Here is a 22,257-nt window from a genome sequence, read left to right as displayed (position 1 = left end):
TATGTGCACTGCAGTGACGGCGCCGAACTCCTTAACGTGAGCGGCAACACAGCACATCAGTAGGAGGACAGGTGACCACCACCGAACTTGCCGGTCAGGCGCTCACGCAGGAACGCCGGCTGGTGACAGCGATTCCGGGGCCGCTCTCACAGGAGCTGCAGGCCCGCAAGGAGTCCGCTGTCGCTCGCGGCGTGGGCACCACACTGCCGGTCTACGTGGTCGCCGCAGGCGGCGGCGTGCTGGCCGATGTCGACGGCAACCAGCTCATCGACTTCGGTTCCGGTATCGCGGTGACGACCGTCGGCAACAGCGCACCCGCCGTCGTCGACGCGGTCACGCAGCAGGTTGCGGCGTTCACCCACACCTGTTTCATGGTGACGCCCTACGAGGGGTACCTGCGGGTGGCCGAGCAGCTCAATCGCCTGACGCCGGGTGACCATGACAAGCGCACGGTGCTGTTCAACTCCGGTGCCGAGGCCGTCGAGAACGCGGTCAAGATCGCCCGCGCCCACACCCGCAGGCAGGCCGTCGTGGTGTTCGACCACGCCTACCACGGACGCACCAACCTCACCATGGCGATGACGGCCAAGAACCAGCCCTACAAGCACGGGTTCGGCCCGTTCGCGGGCGAGGTGTACCGGGTTCCGGCGTCCTACCCGCTGCGTGACGGCGATGTCGACGGCGCCGCCGCGGCAGCCCGGGCCATCGACCTCATCGACAAGCAGGTCGGCGCCGACAACGTCGCCGCGGTGGTGATCGAACCGATCCACGGCGAGGGCGGGTTCATCGTTCCCGCACCGGGATTCCTTCGGGCCCTGCAGAACTGGTGCACCGAGAGCGGCGCGGTGTTCGTCGCCGACGAGGTGCAGACCGGATTCGCCCGTACCGGAGCGATGTTCGCGTGCGAGCACGACGGTGTCGTACCCGATCTCATCGTCACCGCCAAGGGCATCGCGGGCGGCCTGCCGCTGTCGGCCGTCACCGGCCGCACCGAGATCATGGACGCCCCACATGCCGGCGGGCTCGGCGGCACCTACGGCGGCAACCCGCTGGCGTGCGCGGCCGCACTTGCCGTCATCGACACCATCGAACGCGACGGCCTGGTGGCCCGCGCCGCCCAGATCGGCGACACCATGTTGGGCCGGCTCAACACACTGGCCGCCGCCGACCCACGGATCGGCGACGTCCGGGGCCGCGGCGCCATGATCGCCGTCGAGTTGGTCAAGCCGGGCACCACCGAACCCGACGCCGATCTGACCAAGCGCATCGCGGCCGCCGCGCACGCGCAGGGACTGGTCGTGCTCACCTGCGGTACGTACGGCAACGTGCTGCGGTTCCTGCCGCCGCTGAGCATGCCCGATCACCTGCTCGCCGAAGGCCTCGACATTCTCGACGCCGTCTTCCGGGAGATCGCATGACCCTCGCCGTGGAATCCGCGGTCGAGCTCAGCCCGCTCGACGATGCGCGGGCGCAGTTGCGTGAGGCGACGACGATCCTCGGCTACGACGAGGGCGTGTATGAAGTCCTGTCGACCCCGCGTCGTGAGGTGACCGTCAGCGTCCCGCTGCGACGGGACAACGGCGATATCGAGCTCCTCATCGGACATCGGGTGCAGCACAACGTCTCCCGAGGTCCGGCCAAGGGCGGTCTGCGCTACTCGCCGGACGTCACGCTCGACGAGGTGCGGGCACTCGCGATGTGGATGACGTGGAAGTGCGCACTGCTCGACGTGCCGTACGGCGGGGCGAAGGGCGGCGTGCGCATCGACCCGCGGCAGTACAGCACCGCCGAGCTGGAACGGGTGACCCGCCGCTATACCAGTGAGATCAGCCCGTTGATCGGGCCGGCCCATGACATCCCGGCTCCCGATGTCGGTACCGACGAGAACACCATGGCCTGGCTCATGGACACCTACTCGGTGCAGAAGGGGCACACCGTTCTCGGAGTCACCACGGGCAAGCCCGTGAGCCTCGGCGGCTCGCTCGGCCGTGCGACTGCGACATCGCGTGGCGTGGTGCATGTGGCGCTGGCCGCGCTGCGCTCGCGCGGGATCACCGTCGACGGTGCGACCGCCGCGGTCCAGGGCTTCGGCAAGGTCGGCCGGCATGCCGCCCGCTTCCTGCAGGACGAGGGCGTGCGGGTGGTCGCGGTGTCCGATCAGTACGGCGCGGTGGCCGAGGCATCCGGTTTGGACGTCGTCGCGCTCGAGAAGCACGTCGACGCGACCGGCTCGGTGGTCGGATTCGCCGGGGGCGTCGCGGTGTCGAATGCCGACCTGCTGGAAAGCGACGTCGATCTGCTGGTGCCCGCCGCCGTCGAAGGCGTCATCAACGCAGGCAACGCGCATCGCATCCGGGCGCGGATCGTGGTCGAGGGTGCGAACGGCCCGACGACACCCGAGGCCGACCGGGTGCTCAACGACGCCGGAAAGCTGGTGGTGCCCGACATCCTGGCCAACGCCGGCGGGGTGATCGTGTCGTATTTCGAATGGGTGCAAGCGAATCAGGCCTACTGGTGGCGCGCCGACGAGGTCGAGTCGCGGCTGGCCGAGCGCATGCTCACCGCGTGGGACGAAGTCTCGGCACACGCGGCGAAGCTCAAGCTGCCGCTGCGCACCGCGGCCACCTGCCTTGCCGTCGGACGTGTCGCCCAGGCCGCGCAGCGTCGTGGCCTCTACCCCTAGGAACGATGTGAACACTCAGAACGCGATTGCCGAACTCGACACGAAGCACGGCATACTCATCGACGGCAGCGCGCATGGCGCGTCGCGAACCTTCGAGGTCCACGACCCCGCGACCGGGCTCGTGATCGCCGAGGTGGCCGACGGGACCGTGGCCGACGCGGAGTCTGCCGTCGACGCGGCGCACCGCGCCTTCGGTGCCTGGGCCGCCAGCAGCCCGCGCCAACGCAGCGAAATCCTGCGTCGCGTCTACGAACTGATGCTCGCCGACACCGACCGGCTGGTCGCGCTCATCTGCGCCGAGAACGGCAAATCGCAGGCCGACGCGCGGGCCGAGGTCGGTTACGCCGCCGAGTTCTTCCGCTGGTTCAGCGAGGAGGCCGTGCGGACCGACGGTGTGTACGGCATCAGTCCGGCCGGTGGTACCCGGACGTTGGTGACGCACAAGCCCGTCGGTGTCGCGGCGCTTGTGACGCCGTGGAACTTCCCGGCAGCCATGGCCACCCGCAAGATCGCGCCCGCGCTGGCCGCGGGTTGCACGGTGGTGCTCAAGCCGGCCGCCGAGACCCCGTTGACGGCGTTGGCGATCGCCGCGATCCTGTCCGCGGCCGGCGTGCCCGACGGTGTGGTCAACGTGGTGCCGACCACCGACGCCGCTGCCGTCGTGTCGGCCTGGCTCGCCGACGACCGCGTCCGCAAGGTGTCGTTCACCGGTTCCACCGGCGTCGGACGGGTGCTGCTCAAACAGGCCGCCGATCGAATCGTCAACGCCAGCATGGAACTCGGCGGTAATGCGCCGTTCGTGGTGACCGCCGACGCCGATGTCGCCGCCGCCGTGCAAGGCGCGATGGTGGCCAAGTACCGCGGTGGCGGCCAGGCCTGTACCGCGGCCAACCGCTTCTACGTCCACGCCGCGGTCGTCGACGAATTCGTCGCGAGATTCTCGGCCGAGGTCTCGGCCCTGCGCGTGGGCCCGGCCGCCGACCCGGCCTCTCAGATCGGACCGTTGGTCAGTGCCCGTGCCGCAGAGCGGGTCGCCGCCGCGATCGAATCGGCAGTGGCCGATGGAGCGGTGATCGCGGCCGCGGCCGAAACTCCGGACGACGGTTGGTTCGTCGCACCGACGGTGTTGACCGGTGTGGCCCCCGACGCGGCGATCGTCGCCGATGAGATCTTCGGACCGGTCGCACCGGTGGTGGTGTGGGAGAACGAGGACGATCTGCTGCGCTGGGTCAACGACACCGAATATGGTTTGGCCGCATACATTTATGCCGGTCGGCTGCAGGACGCGCTGCGGCTCGCGGAATCGTTCGACGCCGGCATGGTCGGCATCAACCGCGGGATCGTGTCGGATCCGTCGGCCCCGTTCGGCGGGATGAAGCAGAGCGGGCTCGGCCGCGAAGGGGCCCGGGACGGACTGCACGAGTTCCAGGAGACGCAGTACTTCAGCGTGGAGTTCTGACACCGGCCGACTGCGTGTTCAGAACGGTGCGTCGTGCAGCATCAGGCTGAACAACAGCACAGCCATGCACAGCAGCGAACCGAGCGCCAAGAAAAACACACCTGTGACGATGATCCACTGGGTGTAATGCCGCTTGGCATGTGCTCTGCGCGCCAGCCGCTTGTCGTGCGCGAGCTCGCACGCGACGCCGGCGAATTCGACGTCCGTAAGCTCGCCGTCGGCCGCAGGCGCGCCCGCGGCGATCTGACGGAGGCGCGCCGCGGAAATGGTCACGCCGACGCCGGCAAAGCGTCGACTCATTCTCCGCGCCTGTCGCCGGCTGAGCCGGTGATCGCGGAGATACGTGGCGTGCGGCCGATGTCCCCATCCGCCGCGATGCGCGTTCGACGGGGTCGTCATAACCTGTTCAGTTTAGCTCGCCCCGGCGTCGATGACGAGCTAAAGGGCAAGTGCCACTGGAAGTTTCGACGAGTATTGTAGGCGCACACAACAACAGGGCGACGCCGCGGCAGCCGCCACGGAGTTTCGCGGAGTGTCGGTCAGCGGATGACCCGGTGCACGTCGGCTTCGATGTCTCCGCCTTCCTGAGCGATCCACGGCCCGTCGATCGACGGGTCGATGATGCCGTCCTCCAGCCACGTGTACTGACCGGCGAGCACTCCCCGGGTCAGGGCCCGGTCGGAGTCGTCGCTGTTGTCCCAGAGCTGAGTGAACAACCGGTCGGCCCGCACCCGGGCCTGGCGGCAGAACGCGTCGGCGAGATCCGTTGCGGTGTCGGGCTCCCCGTCACGCCGGGCGCGGACACACGCCGCCGTCATCGCGAAGAGCTCGGCACCGATATCGACGATCCGGCCCAGGAACCGCTGCTTGTGCTCAAGCCTGCCCTGCCACCGTGACATCGCGTAGAACGTACTGCGCGCCAGCTTGCGGCTGGCCCGTTCGACGTAGCGCAGGTGTTCGGCCAGTGGCCCGAACTCGGTGAACGATGTCGGCAGCTGGCCTTTCCCGGTCACCAGGGTCGGCAGCCAGCGCGCGTAGAACTTGCCGGCCTTACCGGCGGCCTTCGCCTTGTGCCGCAGGTCGGCCTCGGGGTCGATGATGTCGCCGGCGACCGACAGGTGCGCGTCGACCGCCTCGCGGGCGAGCATGAGATGCATGATCTCCGTTGAGCCTTCGAAGATCCGGTTGATGCGCATATCGCGCAGGATCTGCTCGGCCGGCACCCCGCGTTCACCACGCGCAGCCAGGGACTCGGCGGTCTCGAAGCCACGCCCGCCGCGGATCTGCACAAGCTCGTCGGCGATCAGCCACGTCATCTCCGAGCCGTACAGCTTGGCGAGCGCGGCCTCGATCCGAATGTCGGTGCGACGAGCGTCGGCCAGCTCACTGGCGAGCTCGACCATCGCCTCGATCCCGTATGCGGTGGCCGCGATGAACGCCACCTTGCCTGCCACGGCGTCGTGCTCACCGACCGGCCGTCCCCACTGCACCCGTTCCTTCGACCATTCCCGCGCGATCTTCACACACCACTTCGCGGTACCGGTACACACGGCGGGCAGCGACAGCCGTCCCACGTTGAGGGTGGACAGCGCGATCTTGAGTCCTTCGCCTTCACAGCCGATCCGGTTGGCGGCGGGCACCCGCACATCGGTCAGTTTGGTGAGACCGTTCTCGATGCCGCGCAATCCCATGAACGTGTTGCGGTTCGCCACGACGATGCCGGGGGCGTCGGCTTCGACCACGAACGCGGTGATGCCGCCGCGGCGCCCATCGCTCTTGGGTACTTGAGCCATCACCACCAACAGGTCGGCGATGACACCGTTGGTCGTCCACAGCTTGACGCCGTTGAGCACGTAGTCGTCACCATCCGGGGTCGCGGTGGCGTGCAATCGAGCCGGATCGCTTCCGACATCCGGCTCGGTGAGCAGGAACGCGCTGATCTCGCGGGTACACCGGGGGAGCCACGTGCGTTTCTGTTCGTCGGTGCCGAACATCGACACCGGCTGCGGCACGCCGATCGACTGATGCGCGGACAGCAACGCGCCCAGCGCGGGATGCACCGAGCCGACCAATGCGAGCGCCTTGTTGTAGTAGACCTGCGACAGTCCGAGCCCGTCGTACTCGGTGCCGATCTTCATGCCGAACGCGCCCAGTTCCTTCAAGCCCTGGATCACCGCGTCCGGTATCTGCGCGTCGCGTTCGATCACCGCGGCGTCGATCTGCGACTCGCAGAACTTCCGCAGCCGGGCGAGGAATGCCTCACCACGTTCGGTGGCCTCAGTCGGCCCGCGAGGATGCGGATGGACCAGATCCAACCGCAGTCTGCCGAGGAACAACTCCTTGCCGAAGCTCGGCTGGCGCCACTGTGCCTCACGTGCCTGCTCGGCAACCTGCCTGGCCTGGCGCTCGTTGACTTCTCCGGTGACGGTCATCGCCGACCTCCAACCCAACGGTCCTACTCGACGGTAACCCCGTCGGGTGGTGGCATACCCGCAAACGGGCGAACCACGCGAGATCGGATCGAGCGACTCGCCACTACGTCGGCGTGGCGAGCGTTCGGCGGATCACGTAGGGCAGCGTGCCACCGTGCCGGAGGTAGTCGATCTCGTTGCCGGTGTCCAACCGCAGCCGCAGTGTCATGCAGTCCGAACGGCCGTCGGTCCGGATGATCTCCAGCCGCACCGGCACGGTTCCCGTCGTCAACACGTCCAACCCGCGAAGGCGGAGTGTCTCGGTCCCGTCGAGTGCCGGCGCGCGCTCGCCGGGGGCGAACTGTAACGGGAATATGCCCATGCCGATCAGATTCGACCGGTGGATCCGCTCGAAGCTCTCGGCGATGATCGCCCGAACACCCAGCAGGGCAGGGGCTTTGGCGGCCCAGTCGCGGCTCGAGCCGGCCCCGTAGTTCGCGCCCGCGACGATGACCAGCGGCGCGTCACCGTAGGTGGCCGCGGCTTCGTAGACCGGTAGGACCGCGCTTCGGTCCCTCGTATACGCCCACGCACCCTCGCCGCCGACGTCGTCGGGCAGCAGGCGGTTGTGTACGGAACGGTTGGTGAATGCCCCGCGCAGCATGACCTCGTAATTGCTTCGGCGCGTCGAGTACTGATTGAAATCCCGCGGAGCCACGCCGGCATCGCGCAGATACGTCGCAGCCGCACTGTCGCGGGGAATAGCACCGGCAGGGGAGATGTGGTCGGTCGTCACATTGTCGCCGAGCAGCAGCAGGACGCGGGCGTCCAAGACGGCGGGAGTCGGCGCCGGTGCAGGTGCGATGTGATCGAGGTAGCTGGGCCTGCGGATGTACGTGCTGGCCGCGTCCCAGCCGAACCGAATATCGGATTGTCCTTGGAGCTCACGCCAGGCTGCGGTCCCGGTCCTGATGGCGGCGGTGTTGCGTTCGAACATGTCGGGCCGTACGGCGTGCGCGACAGTGGCGGCGACGTCGGTGTCGGCGGGCCAGATGTCGCGCAGGAAGACCGGGCTGCCGTCGGGGCGGGTCCCCAGCGGCTGGGCCTCGAAGTCGTGCAGGACGCTACCGGCCAGTGCGTAGGCGACGACCAGCGGCGGCGAGGCCAGGTAGCCGAACTGCAGGCGCGGATGCACGCGGCCGGGAAAGTTGCGGTTACCCGACAACACCGCCGCCGGGACAACGCCATCCGCGACGAGTTCTTCCATGCGCGGATGCAGTGGACCCGAGTTTCCGATGCACGTCATGCAGCCGTAGCCGACGGTGGTGAAACCCAACCGGCCCAGGTCGGCGAGCAGACCCGCCTCCGTGAGGTACTCGGTGACCACGCGAGAGCCGGGGGACAGCGTTGTCTTCACCCAGGGTTTGACGGCGAGCCCGGCGCGAACGGCGTTGCGGGCCAACAGGCCCGCGTGCACCATGAGCGCGGGATTGGCGGTGTTGGTGCAACTGGTGATGGCGGCAACGGCGACCGGCCCGGCCGGCACCGGCTCGCCGAACACCGCGTCGGGTTCGACCGAGGTTCGCGCCGGCTCCGGCAGCGCTTGACGGAACGACGCGGGCACGTCGGACAGCGCAACCCGTTCGTGCGGCAGGCGCGGGCCGGCCAGCGTCGTCTGCACGGACTCCAATGCGAGCGTGAGTGTTTCGTCATAGACCGGCGTGGCGGCTTCGTCGGTACACAGGAGATGGTTGGCGCTCAGGTACGCGCGGACCAGCCGGCAGTGTTCTTCTGCCCTGCCCGTCAAGGCCAGGAACCGCAAGGTTTCCTCGTCGGACGGGAACAGCGCCACGGTGGCGCCGTACTCGGGGGCCATGTTGGAGACCGCGGCGCGGTCGGCCCACGCGAGATTCCGCGCGCCGTCGCCGTGGAACTCGACGAACTTGTCGACGACACCGTGGGCGCGCAGCATTGCCGTGACGGTCAGCGCCAGATCGGTTCCGGTGACGCCGGGGCGCAACCGCCCGGTCAGGTGCACGCCGACCACCTTGGGGTACGCGATCGCGACGGGTTCGCCGAGCATCGCCGCCTGCCCCTGCAGCCCACCCACGCCCCAGCCGAGTACGCCGATCGCGTTGACCATCGGCGTGTGACTGTCGGTGGCCACCAACGTATCCGGATGCACCGTCGCCGGCTCAGTGGCGACGTCTACCCATACGCACGTGGCCAGAGACTCCATGTTGACCTGATGGATGATGCCGGTGCCGGGCGGGACGACGCCGAAGTGGTCGAGCGTGTTCTGTGCCCATTTGATGAAGCGATAGCGCTCGTCGTTGCGGCGGAAGTCGATGGCCAGGTTGGCCTCTACCGCGTCGGCCCTGCCGTAGTGTTCGGCGATCACCGAGTGGTCGACCGTGAGATCGACCGGGATGGCCGGCTGCAAGGCTGACGGGTCGCCGCCGAGTTCGGCCACACAGTCGCGCATCCCGGCGAAGTCGGCGAGTGCGGGCAGACATGTCGTGTCGTGCAACATGATCCGATTCGGATGCAGCGGCACTTCGCAGCCAGTCGCCTTGCCACGCAGGCGGTCCAGCACGGCGGGCAGTGCTTCGGGAGCCCGGCGGGCAACGTTTTCGATGAGAATGCGGACCGCGTACGGCGTCGCTGCGATCTCGGCAGGGGTCAGGATGTCGGACAGCGCCACATACCGGTAGGCCCGTCCGTCGATGACGAGGTGGGCCACGTCGGTCGTGGGCGCGGTACTCATGCGACAAGTTTGTACTAATCGGCGAAAAAGTACAACAAACCGCGTTGTCTAGTGAGACTTGATCCCCGTCTTGAGTTCTCGCACCACGTCGAGGTGGGTGTACATGAACTCGGCGGCTTTCTCGTTGTCGCCGCCCTCCAGGAGGTCGAGCAGGTGCAGATGCTCGCGGGCCTGCGTGACGAGACGGCTGCGGTCGGCTTGGTGGTTGTACTCGATCATTCGGCGCATCCGGTTGACCCGGCGGACCGCATCGGCGAGATAGGCATTGCCCGAACATTCGGCGAGCATCTCGTGGAAAGTCGAGTTGTAGCGGAAAAGCTCACTGCGCGAAAGCAATACGATGTTGCCGTGTAGCAGCGATTCCTGCTGGCGGCGATGTAGTGCAAACGCCTCGGGGTCAATGGCGAACCCGGGTTCGCGCAGGCCCGCGGGTTCGATGATCAGGCGGAAACGGTAGCTCTGGTCGTGCGCCTCCTTCGTGGACAGGGCGCGGACGAACTCCCAACCCCGCCCGGCGCGGCGCCGGATCAGATCCTCGGACTCCATCCGGGCGAGCACCAGGTTGGCCTGACGGGTGGTGAGGCCGTAGCGCTGGCACAGCTCGGTGGTGGTGAAGTCGTCGGTGAAGCGACCGCCCAGATGATCGTCGATGATCCGGAAGTAGAGCTGCTCGTCTTCGTCGCCGTCGGCGCTCATCGCGACCCGGCCCAGTTCGGAGGCGGGCATGGTGAGGTGGAAGCCCTTGCGTGGCGTGCGCTCGACGAGGCCGATGTCGGCCAGATAGGTCAGCGCGCGGCGCGCCGGCGTGCGCGAGATGTCGAGCGCGTCGGCCACCCACTGCTCCGTCAGGTGGGCACCCGCCTCCAGCTCGTGGTGGCGGATCAGGTCGATGACGCGCATCGCCATCGAGTTGGGCGACACCCGCGTGGACAGCAGCCCGCCCGCTCCGCCGCTGCCGGCGGCAAGGCCATTACCGACGATCACGCTGCGCCCCTTTGACCTCGATGTTCTATCTGTCGCGATCGTACAAGCCGGCCGACGCCAGGTGCCGTTTCGTGCTCGGTGTCCAAGAAGGACTCTTGACCGCAGGCTGTGACCTGAGCCATATTGTACTAATCGAAAAATCAGTACATATCTCGTGAAGGACTCCGCTCATTGGTCAACCGGTTGACAGGGCGACCAATTTTGGAGCACACTTCACCGCATGCGTGACCCGCACCACAGTGCGGCGCTGAGCGAGGAGGCTCACCGGACCGTGTCCACTCAACAGACGACGTCCCTTCACCACACCAAACGCAGATCGCCAATGCGGCGTGCGGCCGTGCTGTTCGCAGCACTTGCGACGGCCGCCGGGTTGTCGTCCTGCGGTGTCGCGCAGGATTACTCGGCGACCCAGCCGGAACTGCCGGACTACTACCCGGCTGATTACCCGGCGTTGATCGAGGCGTCGAAGCGCGAGGGCGGAACGCTGACGATCTACTCCAATACCGATCAGCAGAGCTGGGCGCCGATCATCGATGCGTTCCAGGACAAGTTCCCCTGGGTCGGGAGCGTCAACGCCACCAACTTGGACTCCGATGAGGTGTTCCAGCGCGTGTTGTCCGAACAGGCCATCGGCCAGGACTCGGCCGACATCGTGGTAAGCAATGCCGCCGATGCTTGGGCGGATTTCGCTGAACGTCCGGGCACCCTCGTGGAATACACGTCTCCCGAGCTGGAACATCTGCCGGACTTCGCGCAGCCGATGCCCAACGTCTACACGCTGTCGGTGGATCCGATCTCACTGGTGTACAACACCGCGCTGCTACCGGATGACGAGAAACCGACGAGCATCGCCGACCTCGCCGCGAAGGTCACCGAAGACCCGGAGGAGTTCAACGGCCGCATAGCCGTCCGAAACCCCAAGGGTGCGTTCGGATTCACCGTCACGCGCGCGTTCGTCGACAACAATCCCGATGCGGCGTGGGCAGAGCTCGCGAAGATCCTGCCGTTCTCGCAGAACGAAACCTCCACGGGCGGCATGGTGGAGAAGGTCACGTCCGGTGAGTACACGGTCGGATTCTTCATGGGCTCACCGGCTCTCACCGCAGAACAGCGCACCGGCGGTCTGATCAAGGCGGTGTTCCCGACGGACGGCACCCCACTGTTGCGGCGGGGCATCGGAATCGCCAACGGCGCACCGCACGAGGCGACCGCAAAACTGTTTCTCGACTTCGTGATGTCGGAGACCGGTCAGAGCGCGGTCTCCGAAGGCGGCCTGACCGCCTACCGCGACGGCGTCGAACGCGCCGAGGACGGTGTCGCGACATACCGCGAGGTAGTCGAGTCCGTCGGTGCCGACAACCTGATCTTCGTTCCCTACATCAAGGCCAGTGACGAGGAGATCGACGCGTTCTCCGAACGTTGGCAGTCCCTGCAAGCCGGCTGAGCCGAGATAGTGACGAGACATCATGACCCTCACCACGCCTGAAACCACTCCGTTCGTCCGGCCCACACCGGGAGAATTCGGCAGCCCGCGCTACCGCAGGTTCCGAAACATGGGACGCGACACCCTGATCCAGTACGCCGTGTTGGCGATACTCGCGGTGTTCGTTCTGGCGCCCGTGCTGCCGACGATCTACCAGTCGGTGATGGACCGCCCGCTGTACGAGGTCGGCGGCCTGTTCACCCTCGGCAATTACGCGAGGCTGTTCACCGAGGCCGGCTTCGGTGACGTCATCGTCAACACCGTCCTGTTCGCCGGGCTGACCGTCATCCTGGCTCAGCTGTTCGCGGTACCGATGGCCATCGTCATCACCAGGACGAAGCTGCCGCTCGGCCGGTTGGTCGGCGGGTCGATGCGGTGGCCCTTCTACATCTCGTCGTTGCTGTTGGGGTTCGGCTGGATCATCCTTTACGGGCCAGGCGGATTCGTCAGTGTGCAGGCCCGTGAATTTCTCGGGTTCGTGCCGTGGAACCTCTACTCGATCCCGGGCATGGCATTGACCGAGGCCGTCGCGCTGGCGCCCATCGCCTTCACGTTCTGCGTCGGCGCACTCAACCAGTCCGACAACTCGCTGGAGTCCGCCGCCCAGGTGTGCGGCGCAGGCCCGGTGCGCATCCTCTGGTCGGTCGTGGTGCCGATGCTGCGCCCGCCGATCGTCTACAGCTCGGTCCTGATCATCTCGATGTCGATCGAAACCCTTTCCGTGCCACTGCTGTACGGCATGCCCGCGGACATCTCCGTGTTCTCGACCTTCCTCTACACCAACGGCCTGCAGTCCATCGACCCCGATTACGGCGTGCTCGGTGCGGCGTCGGTGCTGATACTTCTGGTGACCGTCGGGCTGGTCGCCATGCAGGCGAAGCTGCTGAAGAACTCGCAGCGGTTCGTCTCCGTGCGGGGCAAGGCCACCCGTCCCCGGGTCTTCGACCTCGGCTGGATCAAGTGGATCTCGGTGGTCTTCATCGGCATCTACCTGATCGTCGGCGCGCTGCTCCCGTTGGCGGCGTTGGTCTTCCGCTCCTTCACGCTCGTGCTGACACCACTGAAGTCGCCGTTCTCGACGCTGACCTTCGAGAACTACCGGCCCATCTTCAGCTACACGTCGTATTACATGTCGATCGTCAACAGCATCGTCATCGCGTTCGTCGGTGCCGTGGTGATCAGCGTGCTGGCCATCCTCGCCGTACTCGTGGCGCGGCGGTCGACGATGCGGTTCAACAAGGTGGTCGAGTACCTGGCGCTCGCGCCACAGGCGATGCCCGGCCTGATCGTCGGGATCGGCTTCTTCTGGGCCCTGGCGTACTCACCGGGCTGGATCTCGGGTCTGCTGTCGGGGACGATCTGGATCCTCGTCATCGCCTTCGGTCTGCGGGCGCTGCCCACCGCGTACGGGAACATCTCTCCGCTGCTCATGCAGATCGGCGAAGAACTCGACAATGCTGCCCGCGTCACGGGCGCGGACTGGTTCCGCACCTTCACACGTGTGCTGGGCAAGCTGATCCTGCCCGCGTTCACCGGCGCCTTCATCCTCGTGTTCGTCACGATGATCAAGGAGTACTCACCGGCGGTGTTCCTCGCCAACTCGCAGACGAACGTCATCGGGACTACCGCACTGCAGCTCTGGGCGGAGGGCAATGCCGGATCGGTCGCCGCGTTGGCCACCGTTCAGATCCTCATCACCATCGTCTTCGTCTCGATCGCCACTCGCCTCCTGAAAGGTCACACCTCCAATGCCTGATCTGCGCGTCCGCAACGTCAACAAGACGTTCAACGGCTCACAAGTCCTGCACGACATCAACTTCGAGGTCCGCGACGGCGAGTTCTTCACGCTGCTCGGCCCGAGCGGTTGCGGCAAGTCCACCACCCTGGCCTGCATCGCCGGCCTGGAGTCCCCCGACGAAGGCACGATCGAACTCGACGACTCGGTCTTCTTCAGCAGCGCCACCGGCACGTTCGTCGCACCTGAAAGCCGCAACCTCGGCATGGTGTTTCAGTCCTACGCACTCTGGCCGCACATGACCATCGCCGACAACCTGGCGCTGCCGCTCAAACTGCGCAAGGTCGCCAAGGCGCGGCGCAACGAGCTCATCGACGATGCGCTCGCGAAAGTCGATCTGCTGCATCTGCGTAACCGCTACCCGCACGAGATGTCCGGCGGCCAGCAACAGCGCGTCGCGCTGGCCCGCGCGCTGGTGTACTCGCCCCGGCTGCTGCTGCTCGACGAACCGCTGTCCAACCTCGACGCCAAGCTCCGCGAGCAGGCTAGGGCCTGGCTCAAGGCGCTGCAGTCAGAGGTCGGTATCACCACGATCTACGTGACGCACGACCAGGAGGAAGCCCTGGCGATGAGTGACCGCATCGCGGTGATGAGCAAGGGCAACATGATTCAGGTCGCCACGCCTACCGAGATCTACGAGCAGCCTGCCGCGCGCGAGGTCGCCGGGTTCGTCGGGAACTGCAATTTCCTCGACGGCAAGGTGGTCGAAGCCACCGGCAGCGAGGCCAAGGTGCAGTTGGAGGCCACCGGCCAACTCGTCCACGCGACCGGGCGGATGGACGTGCATTCCGGCGATGCGGTGACCGTAGCGGTACGGCCCGAACGCGTCACGATCACCGGTGCCGGGTATGCCGCCGCAGAAGGGCAGAACGTCGTGCGGGCCAGCGTCAGCAGTGTGCAGTACGTCGGCTCGAAGTACGAATACCTGTTGTCCGTCGGCAATTCCACGATCGCCGCCGACTGCCTCAAGGCCGGCCATCACGGCGAGGTCGACTTGCTGATCGACGCCGAGAACATCTTCCTGTACCCGCAGAAGCAGGTGGTGCCGGCGTGAGCCAGCCAATTGTCACGGTCAACCCGGCGACCGGAGCCGAACTGGCGACGTATTCCGCGATGACCGACAGCGAGATCGGCGCGGCGCTCGACACCGCAGCCACCGCGCAGGTCGCGTGGGCTGCCGAAGACATCAAGGTCCGCGGCGAGATCGTGCGCACGGCCGCCGGGGTCTTGCGTGAGCGTGCCGACGAACTCGCGCTGCTCATCACCCGAGAAATGGGCAAACCGCTCGCCGAATCCCGTGCCGAGGTGCACAAGTGCGCCACCGGCCTGGAGTACTACGCCGACAACGCGGCCACCTACCTCGCCGACGAGGTCTACGACACGTCCGCCGACCGCGCGTGGGTGTCATACGAACCCGTCGGTGTGGTGCTGGCCGTGATGCCGTGGAATTTCCCGCTCTGGCAGGTGTTCAGGTTTGCCGCGCCTGCGTTGATGGCGGGAAATGCGGCCCTGCTCAAGCACTCTCCGAACACCACCGGGTCGGCGCTGGCCTGCCAGGAGATCCTGACCGCTGCGGGGTTGCCCGCTGGATTGTTCACCACGCTGCTCATCGCCGAACCGGACGTACCTGCCGTGACCGAGCGGTTGATCGCGGACCCACGAGTCGGTGCGGTCACCATCACCGGCAGTGAGCGGGCGGGCAGTGCCGTCGGCTCGATCGCCGGCCGCGAGATCAAGAAGTCGGTGCTCGAGCTCGGCGGTTCGGACCCGTTCATCGTGCTCGCCGACGCCGACCTGCCGCGCGTCGCGACCCTCGCGGTACGGGGCCGTTTCCTCAACGCCGGCCAGAGCTGCATCTCACCGAAGCGTTTCATCGTCGAGGAGACTGTCGCGGCGGAGTTCACCCGATTGGTGGTCGAGCAGACCCGGGCCTTGACCGTCGGTGATCCGGAAGCGGCCGACACCGAGGTGGGGCCGATGGCGCGGCGTGACCTGCGCGATGGCGTCGCCGCCCAGGTCGACGCCGCAGTCGAGGCCGGAGCGACGTTGCTGTGTGGGGGAGCGGCCATCGACTCCGACGGGTTCTTCTATGCACCAACGGTTCTCGGGGATGTCGCCCCAGGTATGTCGGTCTACGCCGAGGAGGTGTTCGGACCCGTCGCGAGCATCATCACCGTGGCCGACGCCGACGAAGCTGTCAAGGTGGCCAACGACACCCCGTTCGGCTTGGGTGCCAGCGTATGGAGCGCCGACGTCGGCACCGCCGTCGCGGTCGGGCGCCGGATCACCTCCGGGGCCTGCTTCATCAACGCGATCGTCGCGTCCGATGCCAGGATGCCGTTCGGCGGCACCAAACGCAGCGGGTACGGCCGGGAGCTGGCCGCTCCTGGTATCCGCGAATTCGTCAATGTCCGGACCTGGTGGGCGATGAACGAACCCCCTTCCGTCGCACCTGTTTCCGAGTAACGAGGAGTTTCATCGATGAGCAACACCACCACTCAGGTGCGGGACGGCCGCGCCGCGGCGATCCTGCGGCCGTCGGAGATCACCCCGCGGCAACGCGGGGGCGGAGCCCGCACGATTCCCATGGTCAGTCAGCAGGTGGGCGCCAAGGACTTCCTCAACGGCATCACCATGTTCGGCCCCGGCGCCGCGATTCCCGAGCACTTCCACAACTGTGACGAGTCGGTGTTGATCCTGCGGGGCTCAGCGGTCGCCCACATCGACGGGCAGACCTACCCCGTGGCGATGGGCGACACGTCCTTCATCCCGGCCGGAATCCCGCACTTCTTCCAGAACGCCTCAGACACCGAGGAACTGCACATCTTCTGGACATACGCGTCCGTCGACGCCAACCGCACCATCGTGGCCACCGGCGTCACCACCCGCATCGACGAGGAACACGGCACCAGCGTCAGCTGACCGTCACAGACAAGGAGACAAGACATCATGAGCAACACACTGCGGCTCGGCCTGTTGGAAGGCGACGGGATCGGACCCGAAATCGTCCCGGCTTCGGTTGCGGCGGTGGACGCCGCACTGGCCGCGGCAGGCGCGCCGGAAGCCGACTGGGTCACGCTGCCGCTGGGCCGCACCGCCATCGACACCCACGGCAGCCACACGCCGCCCGAGACGCTCGAAGCGCTCGCCGAAATGGACGCCTGGCTGCTGGGACCTCATGACAGCGCCGCCTATCCGGAGCCGTTCAAATCGCAACTCAACCCGAGCGGCACCATCCGCAAGCACTTCGGGCTGTTCGCGAACATCCGGCCCGCCAAGTCATTCGAGGGTGCGAAAGCCGTGGTGCCCGGCACCGATCTGGTGATCGTGCGCGAGAACACTCAGGGCTTCTACGCCGACCGCAACACGTACGCCGGCACCGGCGAGTACATGCCCGACGAGAACACCGCCATCGCAATGGGCATCATCACGCGCGCGGCCGTCGAGCGCATCGCCAAGGTCGCCGTCGACCTCGCCCGGGCGCGCCGCGGCAAGCTGACGATCGTGCACAAGGCCAACGTGCTGCGCCTGACCACCGGCCTGTTCCGGGATGTGTGCCGCGAGGTCGCCGCCGACTATCCGGAGGTCGAGGTCGACGACTACCACATCGACGCCATGACAGTGCATCTCGTGCGCAACGCCGACAAGTTCGACGTCATCGTCACCGAGAACATGTTCGGCGACATCTTGTCCGACCTGGCGGGCGAACTCGCAGGCTCTTTGGGCATCGCACCGTCGATCAACGCGTCGCTGGACCGCGCGATGGCCCAGGCTGCCCACGGCTCGGCACCCGACATCGCCGGACGCAACATCGCGAACCCGATCGCGATGATCCTGTCGGCAGGGATGCTGCTGCAGTGGCTGGGCGCCCGCCGCGATGACGCGACATTGACGAAGGCCGCGGAACTGGTCGAAGCCGGGGTCCAGGCCACGGTGAAGGCCGGAACCGTCACGCCCGACATGGGCGGCGCGTCCGGCACCAAGGAATTCGGCGCCGCTGTCGCAGCGACCATCAAGGGACTCGCGTGAGTCCACTGATCGCGGTCGTGCACTCCACGCCGGCTTCGATCACGCCCATCGCCGCAGCGTTCGAGGCGGAGTTTCCCGATGCGCGGCTGTGGAACCTGATCGACGACCGGTTGGGGCCCGACGCTGACGCGGCGGGCACCCTGACCCCCGGCTTGCGGGATCGGATGTTGAATCTGATCCGCCACGGCATCTCCGGCGGCGCCGATGCCGTGGTGATGGCGTGCTCGATGTACGGAGAGGTCCGGGACCTCGCCGAAAAACTGCTCGTCACACCGGTCTTCAGTTCGGACGCGGACATGATGGACGAGATCGCCAGGATGGCGCCGCGACGGGTCGCGGTGTTGGCGTCTTTGCCCACCGCGACAGCCGACACCTCGGCGAGGCTGGGTGATCGGTTACAGCGGTCGGGAGTTGATACCGAGGTCGTCGGCGTGTACTGCGAAGGTGCCGCCGCGGCCGCCGCTGCCGGCGATTTGACGCGACTGGTCGATACGCTGACCGCCGCCGCGGATACCGGCACATTCGACCTGTTGTGTCTGGCCCAGTACTCCCTGAGCCCGGCGTCCGCCGATCTGGCCGCCAAAACCGGTGTGCCGGTGGTCAGCCCGACGCATCTGGCGGCGCGTGCGGTAGCGACGCGGCTCGCACGATCATGACCGGCCCCGTGCTCGGTTGCATCGCCGACGACTACACGGGCGGCACCGACGTCGCCGCAGCGCTGCGCCGGCGCGGGCTGCGCGTGGTCTTGCTGTTCGGCCCGCCCAGCGATGACGTCGACATCCGTGATTGCGACGCCGTCGTGGTAGCGCTGAAGTCGCGCGCCCTCGATGCCGAAGCGGCAGTCAAGATGTCGTTGGCCGCCCAGCAGTGGCTTGTGGACGACGCGCACGTCAAAACCGTTTATTTCAAGTACTGTTCGACATTCGACTCGACCCCGGCCGGCAACATCGGACCCGTCGCCGACGCTCTGCTCGACGCCATGGGGTGCGATGTGACGGTCATCTGCCCGGCGAGCCCCGAGCACGGCCGCACCGTTTACCAGGGGCACCTGTTCGTCGGTGACCGCCTGCTGTCCGAGTCGTCGATGCGCCATCATCCGCTGACCCCCATGACTGACTCCGACGTGGTGCGTCTGATGGCAGCACAGACCACGCATACCGTCGATGGCCTTTCCTGGCAGCGTGTCCGGCGCGGCCCGCAGGTGATCGCCGGGGCGCTGAGCAACACGTGTGCGCGGTATGTGGTCGTCGACGCCCTGCATGACGGTGACCTCGACGCGATCGCGCACGCGGTCGACGGCATGCGGGTTGTCACCGGTGGGGCAGGGTTGGCCGGCGCGCTCGGTGGTGTGGTCCGTGAGCACGACAACCGTTCCCCGGACGTCACGACGGTGCGGGCACCGGCGGGGCCGGCGGTGGTGTTCGCGGGCAGCTGCTCACGAGCCACGCTCGAGCAAGTCGGCTACGCGCGAGAGCATTTCGTGTCATACCGGCTCGATCCCCGCACGGTCGGCACCCCGGCCGAGCTACTGGCACCCGCGCGCGCATGGCTGGCCGACCATCTCGGCAGCCAACCGGTGATGATCTACTCGTCGGCGCCGGCCGGCGAGCGTGGCCCAGCAGATCCCGCTGTTGCCGACCAACTTGAGGCGACGATCGGTGCGCTGGCCAAAGACGCGGTGGACGCCGGGGCGCAACGCATCGTCGTGGCGGGCGGGGAGACCTCGGGCGCGGTGGTCGATGCGCTCGGTATCCGTTCGGTGGTGGTCGACGCCGAAGCCGACCGCGGTGTGCCCTGGTGCAGCACCGCCGACCACGGTGTGTCACTTCTGTTGAAATCCGGCAACTTCGGTGCGGCCGATCTGCTGGTACGCGCCGCGACGGCGGAGGTGCTGGCATGAGCGTTTCCGAGGACATCGTCGAGCTCGGTGCGTCGTTCTTCCGGCGCGGGCTGACGTTCGGCCGGACCGGCAACATCAGTGCCGTCGACACCGACGGCACTGTGCTGTGCACTCCGACGGGTGTCAGCCTGGACTCTCTGCGGCCGGAGACGTTGTCACGCATCACGGTGAACGGCACGCATCTGGACGGTCCACAGCCGACGAAGGAAGCGTTTCTGCACGTGGCCCTCTATCGGGCACGCCGGGACGCGCGAGCGGTCGTGCACACCCACAGCACGCATTCGGTGGCGGTGTCGTGCTTGCGTGATGTCGACCGCCGCAATGCATTACCGCTGCTGACCGCGTATTACGCGATGCGGGTCGGCGCACTTCCGCTGCTGCCGTACCACGCACCGGGCGATGAGCGGCTCGGTTCGGTCGCCGAGCTGGCCGCCGCGAAGCATCACGCGTTGCTGCTGTCCAACCACGGCCCGATCGTGGCGGGCGCGGACCTCGCCGGTGCGGCCGACGCGCTGGAGGAGATCGAGGAGACCGCCAAGTTGTACCTGCTGCTCCGTGGCCACGCGGTGAACCCGGTGACCCGCGACGAGGCCCGCCGACTAGAGGAGATGTACCGGTGACCACCGTCAATCTGGAGGCTGACGCCGTAACTGGTTGTGGGACCGAGGTTCTGAAGGCGCACGGTGTGCCGGACGCGGACGCGCGCCTGGTCGCCGAGTCACTCGTGACCGCCGACCTGTGGGGCCATCCGTCACACGGTATGTTGCGTCTGCCCTGGTATGTCGCACGCCTGCGGTCCGGTGTCATGAATCCGGTCAGCGAACCGGAAGTGGTGAGCTCGTTCGGCGCGGTCACGGTGCTCGACGGCCGCGACGGCGTCGGACAGATCGTGACGGCCCGTGCCGTGGACGCCGCTGCCGCCGGTGCCGCCCAGCACGGCGTCGCGGTGGTCGCGGTGCGCAACAGCAACCACTTCGGCACGGCGGCGTACTGGACCAGGGTGCTGGCCGAGCGCGGCTGTGTCGGCATTCTGACCACGAACGGCAGCCCGGCCATGGCGCCGTGGGGCGGGTTGCGCAAGATGGTCGGCGCCAACCCATGGTCGATCGCGGTGCCCAGCGGGTCCCACGGAGCGGTTGTGCTCGACATCGCCAATACCGGCGTCGCACGCGGAAAGATCTACGCCGCAAAGGAACGCGGACAACAGATCCCGCAAGGCTGGGCCATCGACGCGGCCGGCTTGCCGACCACAGACCCGCAAACGGCCCTCGATGGCCTGATCCTGCCGATGGCCGGCCACAAAGGCTATGCGATCTCGTTCATGATGGACGTGCTGTCCGGCGTCCTGACCGGAAGCTCCTACGGCACCGATGTTGTCGGGCCCTATGTGCCCGACCAACGCAGCGGTTGCGGACATCTCGTGCTGGCGATCGACATCGGCGCGATCCTTCCGCCTGACGAGTTCGGCCGGCGCATGGACCACTACATCGACACCATCAAGTCCTGCCCGGCCGCGGGCGACAGCGACGTCCTGGTACCCGGCGAGCTCGAGAACCGGGCCATCGAGCGGGCCGCAGGCACGGTCACGCTGCCCGCGGCCACTCTCGCCGAAGTCAACGCCCTCGCCGACGCTGCCGGCGTCGCGCCTCTCGCATCGGAGTAGCCATGTACACGTTGTTCGTCACCCTCGACATCAGGCCGGACCGGATCGACGAGTTCATCGAAGCGATCACCGTCAACGCCACGGCATCCCTGCGCGACGAGCCGGGATGCCTGGCCTTCGACGTGCACCGCGACGAGAACAACCCCACGCGGTTCTATCTCTACGAGATCTACGTCGACGAGGACGCCTTCCGCACCGCGCACCGGGGTGCCCCGCACTACGCCCGTTGGCAGCAAGCGGCGAAACGGTGTGTGGTCGACGGTGGCCACACGAACACCTTCGCGCGCCCCGTCCATCTGGGCAGCATCGTCGCCACTGGGTGACCGACAGCTACAGTGGTTGGGTGGGCGACCAATTTGCGCGGATCGAACAGGCTCCGCGGGAACCGCTGTCCGCCGAGGTGGCCAAGGCGCTTCTGGAGGCGGTCTTCTCGGGGCAGATCCTGCCCGGCACCCGCATGCCGTCGGAGCGTCAACTCGCCGAATCGTTCGGGGTCGGTCGCTTCGTGGTTCGCGAGGCACTCAAGTCACTGGGCTTGCTCGGCCTCTTGGAGGTTCGCCAGGGCGACGGCACGTATGTACGCCCACCCGATTCGAGCCTGCTGCCCCGCGTCGTCGAATGGGGCCTGTTGGTAGGCGAACAGCGGACGAGCGACCTGGTCGAGACGCGCAAGCATCTGGAACCGGTGACCGCACGCCTCGCGGCGGAGCGTCGTAGCGAGGCCGACCTCGTCGCCATCCGCTCGCACCTGGATGGCATGCGCGACGCCGGGGACACGGAGTCGTTCGTCGACGCCGACGTCGCGTTTCATCTCGGCATCGCCGCGGCGACCGACAACATCGTGCTGTCGAACATGCTCACCAGCATCGCCTCGCTGCTCAAGGTGTGGATCCGCAACGTCGTCGACGCGGCCGAGTCCCGGGAACCGTCCTACCTCGAACACGTGCCGATCTTCGAGGCGATCAAGGTGCGCGACGGCGACGCCGCCGCAGCAGCGATGGCGGCGCACATGGAAGGCGCGACGTGCCGGCTCAACGCCGCACTCGCCGAGCACGGCAGAAGCCTGCGGCACGACTGACGGAT

The 22,257-nt window shown here is 67.1% G+C and carries 19 protein-coding genes; 15 read left to right on the top strand and 4 right to left on the bottom strand.

All coding sequences use genetic code 11. From position 1 onward, the window contains the following. Nucleotides 1-71 precede the first annotated feature (71 nt). The 3 genes from gabT to ACOI2T_RS33110 are packed head-to-tail and all read left to right on the top strand — an operon-like array spanning nt 72 to nt 4,142. A complete protein-coding gene (gene gabT / locus ACOI2T_RS33120; protein ID WP_409505123.1) occupies nt 72-1,418 on the top strand; it encodes a 4-aminobutyrate--2-oxoglutarate transaminase in 1,347 nt (448 codons plus the stop codon). Beyond that, a complete protein-coding gene (locus tag ACOI2T_RS33115) occupies nt 1,415-2,683 on the top strand; it encodes a Glu/Leu/Phe/Val family dehydrogenase (RefSeq protein WP_409505122.1) in 1,269 nt (422 codons plus the stop codon). The genes gabT and ACOI2T_RS33115 overlap by 4 nt, the downstream gene beginning before the upstream one ends. 7 nt (nt 2,684-2,690) lie before the next feature. Then, the gene (locus tag ACOI2T_RS33110) at nt 2,691-4,142 is read left to right on the top strand and encodes an NAD-dependent succinate-semialdehyde dehydrogenase (protein ID WP_409505121.1); all 1,452 of its coding nucleotides are present in this window, start codon (nt 2,691-2,693) and stop codon (nt 4,140-4,142) included. A gap of 18 nt (nt 4,143-4,160) precedes the next feature. Here the strand turns inward: ACOI2T_RS33110 and ACOI2T_RS33105 are convergent, their stop codons facing one another. The 4 genes from ACOI2T_RS33105 to ACOI2T_RS33090 form a co-directional block, all read right to left on the bottom strand. Beyond that, on the bottom strand, nt 4,161-4,442 hold the full coding sequence (locus ACOI2T_RS33105; protein WP_234791040.1) for a hypothetical protein: 282 nt from the start codon (nt 4,440-4,442) through the stop codon (nt 4,161-4,163). 239 nt (nt 4,443-4,681) lie between these two features. Then, nucleotides 4,682-6,574: an acyl-CoA dehydrogenase family protein gene (locus ACOI2T_RS33100; protein WP_409505120.1), complete on the bottom strand. Its 1,893-nt coding sequence runs from the start codon at nt 6,572-6,574 to the stop codon at nt 4,682-4,684. A 103-nt stretch (nt 6,575-6,677) separates the two neighbouring features. Beyond that, the gene (acnA, locus tag ACOI2T_RS33095; RefSeq protein WP_409505119.1) at nt 6,678-9,320 is read right to left on the bottom strand and encodes an aconitate hydratase AcnA; all 2,643 of its coding nucleotides are present in this window, start codon (nt 9,318-9,320) and stop codon (nt 6,678-6,680) included. A gap of 48 nt (nt 9,321-9,368) precedes the next feature. Next, a complete protein-coding gene (locus ACOI2T_RS33090; RefSeq protein WP_409505118.1) occupies nt 9,369-10,304 on the bottom strand; it encodes a GntR family transcriptional regulator in 936 nt (311 codons plus the stop codon). Nucleotides 10,305-10,524: 220 nt separating this feature from the next. On the opposite strand from ACOI2T_RS33090, the gene ACOI2T_RS33085 reads away from it, so the two are divergent. Genes ACOI2T_RS33085 through ACOI2T_RS33030 form a run of 12 tightly spaced genes read left to right on the top strand, consistent with a single transcriptional unit; the run spans nt 10,525 to nt 22,252 of the window. Then, on the top strand, nt 10,525-11,748 hold the full coding sequence (locus tag ACOI2T_RS33085; RefSeq protein WP_409505117.1) for an ABC transporter substrate-binding protein: 1,224 nt from the start codon (nt 10,525-10,527) through the stop codon (nt 11,746-11,748). A 22-nt stretch (nt 11,749-11,770) separates the two neighbouring features. Beyond that, the gene (locus ACOI2T_RS33080; RefSeq protein WP_409505116.1) at nt 11,771-13,543 is read left to right on the top strand and encodes an ABC transporter permease; all 1,773 of its coding nucleotides are present in this window, start codon (nt 11,771-11,773) and stop codon (nt 13,541-13,543) included. Then, the gene (locus tag ACOI2T_RS33075) at nt 13,536-14,636 is read left to right on the top strand and encodes an ABC transporter ATP-binding protein (protein WP_085146298.1); all 1,101 of its coding nucleotides are present in this window, start codon (nt 13,536-13,538) and stop codon (nt 14,634-14,636) included. Before ACOI2T_RS33080 ends, ACOI2T_RS33075 begins: the two co-directional genes overlap by 8 nt. Nucleotides 14,637-14,695: 59 nt before the next feature. Continuing rightward, entirely contained in the window at nt 14,696-16,048 is a 1,353-nt protein-coding gene (locus ACOI2T_RS33070) for an NAD-dependent succinate-semialdehyde dehydrogenase (protein WP_421877462.1), read from the top strand. A gap of 15 nt (nt 16,049-16,063) precedes the next feature. Next, nucleotides 16,064-16,504: a cupin domain-containing protein gene (locus tag ACOI2T_RS33065; RefSeq protein WP_409505114.1), complete on the top strand. Its 441-nt coding sequence runs from the start codon at nt 16,064-16,066 to the stop codon at nt 16,502-16,504. A 27-nt stretch (nt 16,505-16,531) separates the two neighbouring features. Further along, nucleotides 16,532-17,611 carry an isocitrate/isopropylmalate dehydrogenase family protein gene (locus ACOI2T_RS33060; protein WP_409505113.1) on the top strand — a complete coding sequence of 360 codons (1,080 nt, stop codon included), beginning with the start codon at nt 16,532-16,534 and terminating at the stop codon, nt 17,609-17,611. Further along, a complete protein-coding gene (locus tag ACOI2T_RS33055) occupies nt 17,608-18,267 on the top strand; it encodes an aspartate/glutamate racemase family protein (RefSeq protein WP_409505112.1) in 660 nt (219 codons plus the stop codon). Before ACOI2T_RS33060 ends, ACOI2T_RS33055 begins: the two co-directional genes overlap by 4 nt. Then, nucleotides 18,264-19,511, top strand: coding sequence for a 3-oxo-tetronate kinase (gene otnK, locus ACOI2T_RS33050; RefSeq protein ID WP_409505111.1), 1,248 nt, complete (start codon nt 18,264-18,266; stop codon nt 19,509-19,511). Before ACOI2T_RS33055 ends, otnK begins: the two co-directional genes overlap by 4 nt. Beyond that, a complete protein-coding gene (gene otnC, locus ACOI2T_RS33045) occupies nt 19,508-20,131 on the top strand; it encodes a 3-oxo-tetronate 4-phosphate decarboxylase (RefSeq protein ID WP_409505110.1) in 624 nt (207 codons plus the stop codon). Before otnK ends, otnC begins: the two co-directional genes overlap by 4 nt. Further along, nucleotides 20,128-21,174, top strand: coding sequence for an Ldh family oxidoreductase (locus ACOI2T_RS33040; RefSeq protein ID WP_409505109.1), 1,047 nt, complete (start codon nt 20,128-20,130; stop codon nt 21,172-21,174). The genes otnC and ACOI2T_RS33040 overlap by 4 nt, the downstream gene beginning before the upstream one ends. A gap of 2 nt (nt 21,175-21,176) precedes the next feature. Continuing rightward, nucleotides 21,177-21,497: a putative quinol monooxygenase gene (locus tag ACOI2T_RS33035; protein ID WP_409505108.1), complete on the top strand. Its 321-nt coding sequence runs from the start codon at nt 21,177-21,179 to the stop codon at nt 21,495-21,497. Between the two features lie 20 nt (nt 21,498-21,517). Then, nucleotides 21,518-22,252 carry a FadR/GntR family transcriptional regulator gene (locus ACOI2T_RS33030; protein WP_409505107.1) on the top strand — a complete coding sequence of 245 codons (735 nt, stop codon included), beginning with the start codon at nt 21,518-21,520 and terminating at the stop codon, nt 22,250-22,252. Nucleotides 22,253-22,257: the final 5 nt, after the last annotated feature.

Origin of the sequence: Mycolicibacterium wolinskyi str. Jessa 2025, from assembly GCF_049241375.1 — a bacterium.
Lineage (GTDB): Bacteria > Actinomycetota > Actinomycetes > Mycobacteriales > Mycobacteriaceae > Mycobacterium > Mycobacterium wolinskyi.
The sequence above is the reverse complement of the archived record's forward strand: the minus strand, read 5'-3'. Positions and strand labels throughout refer to the sequence as shown.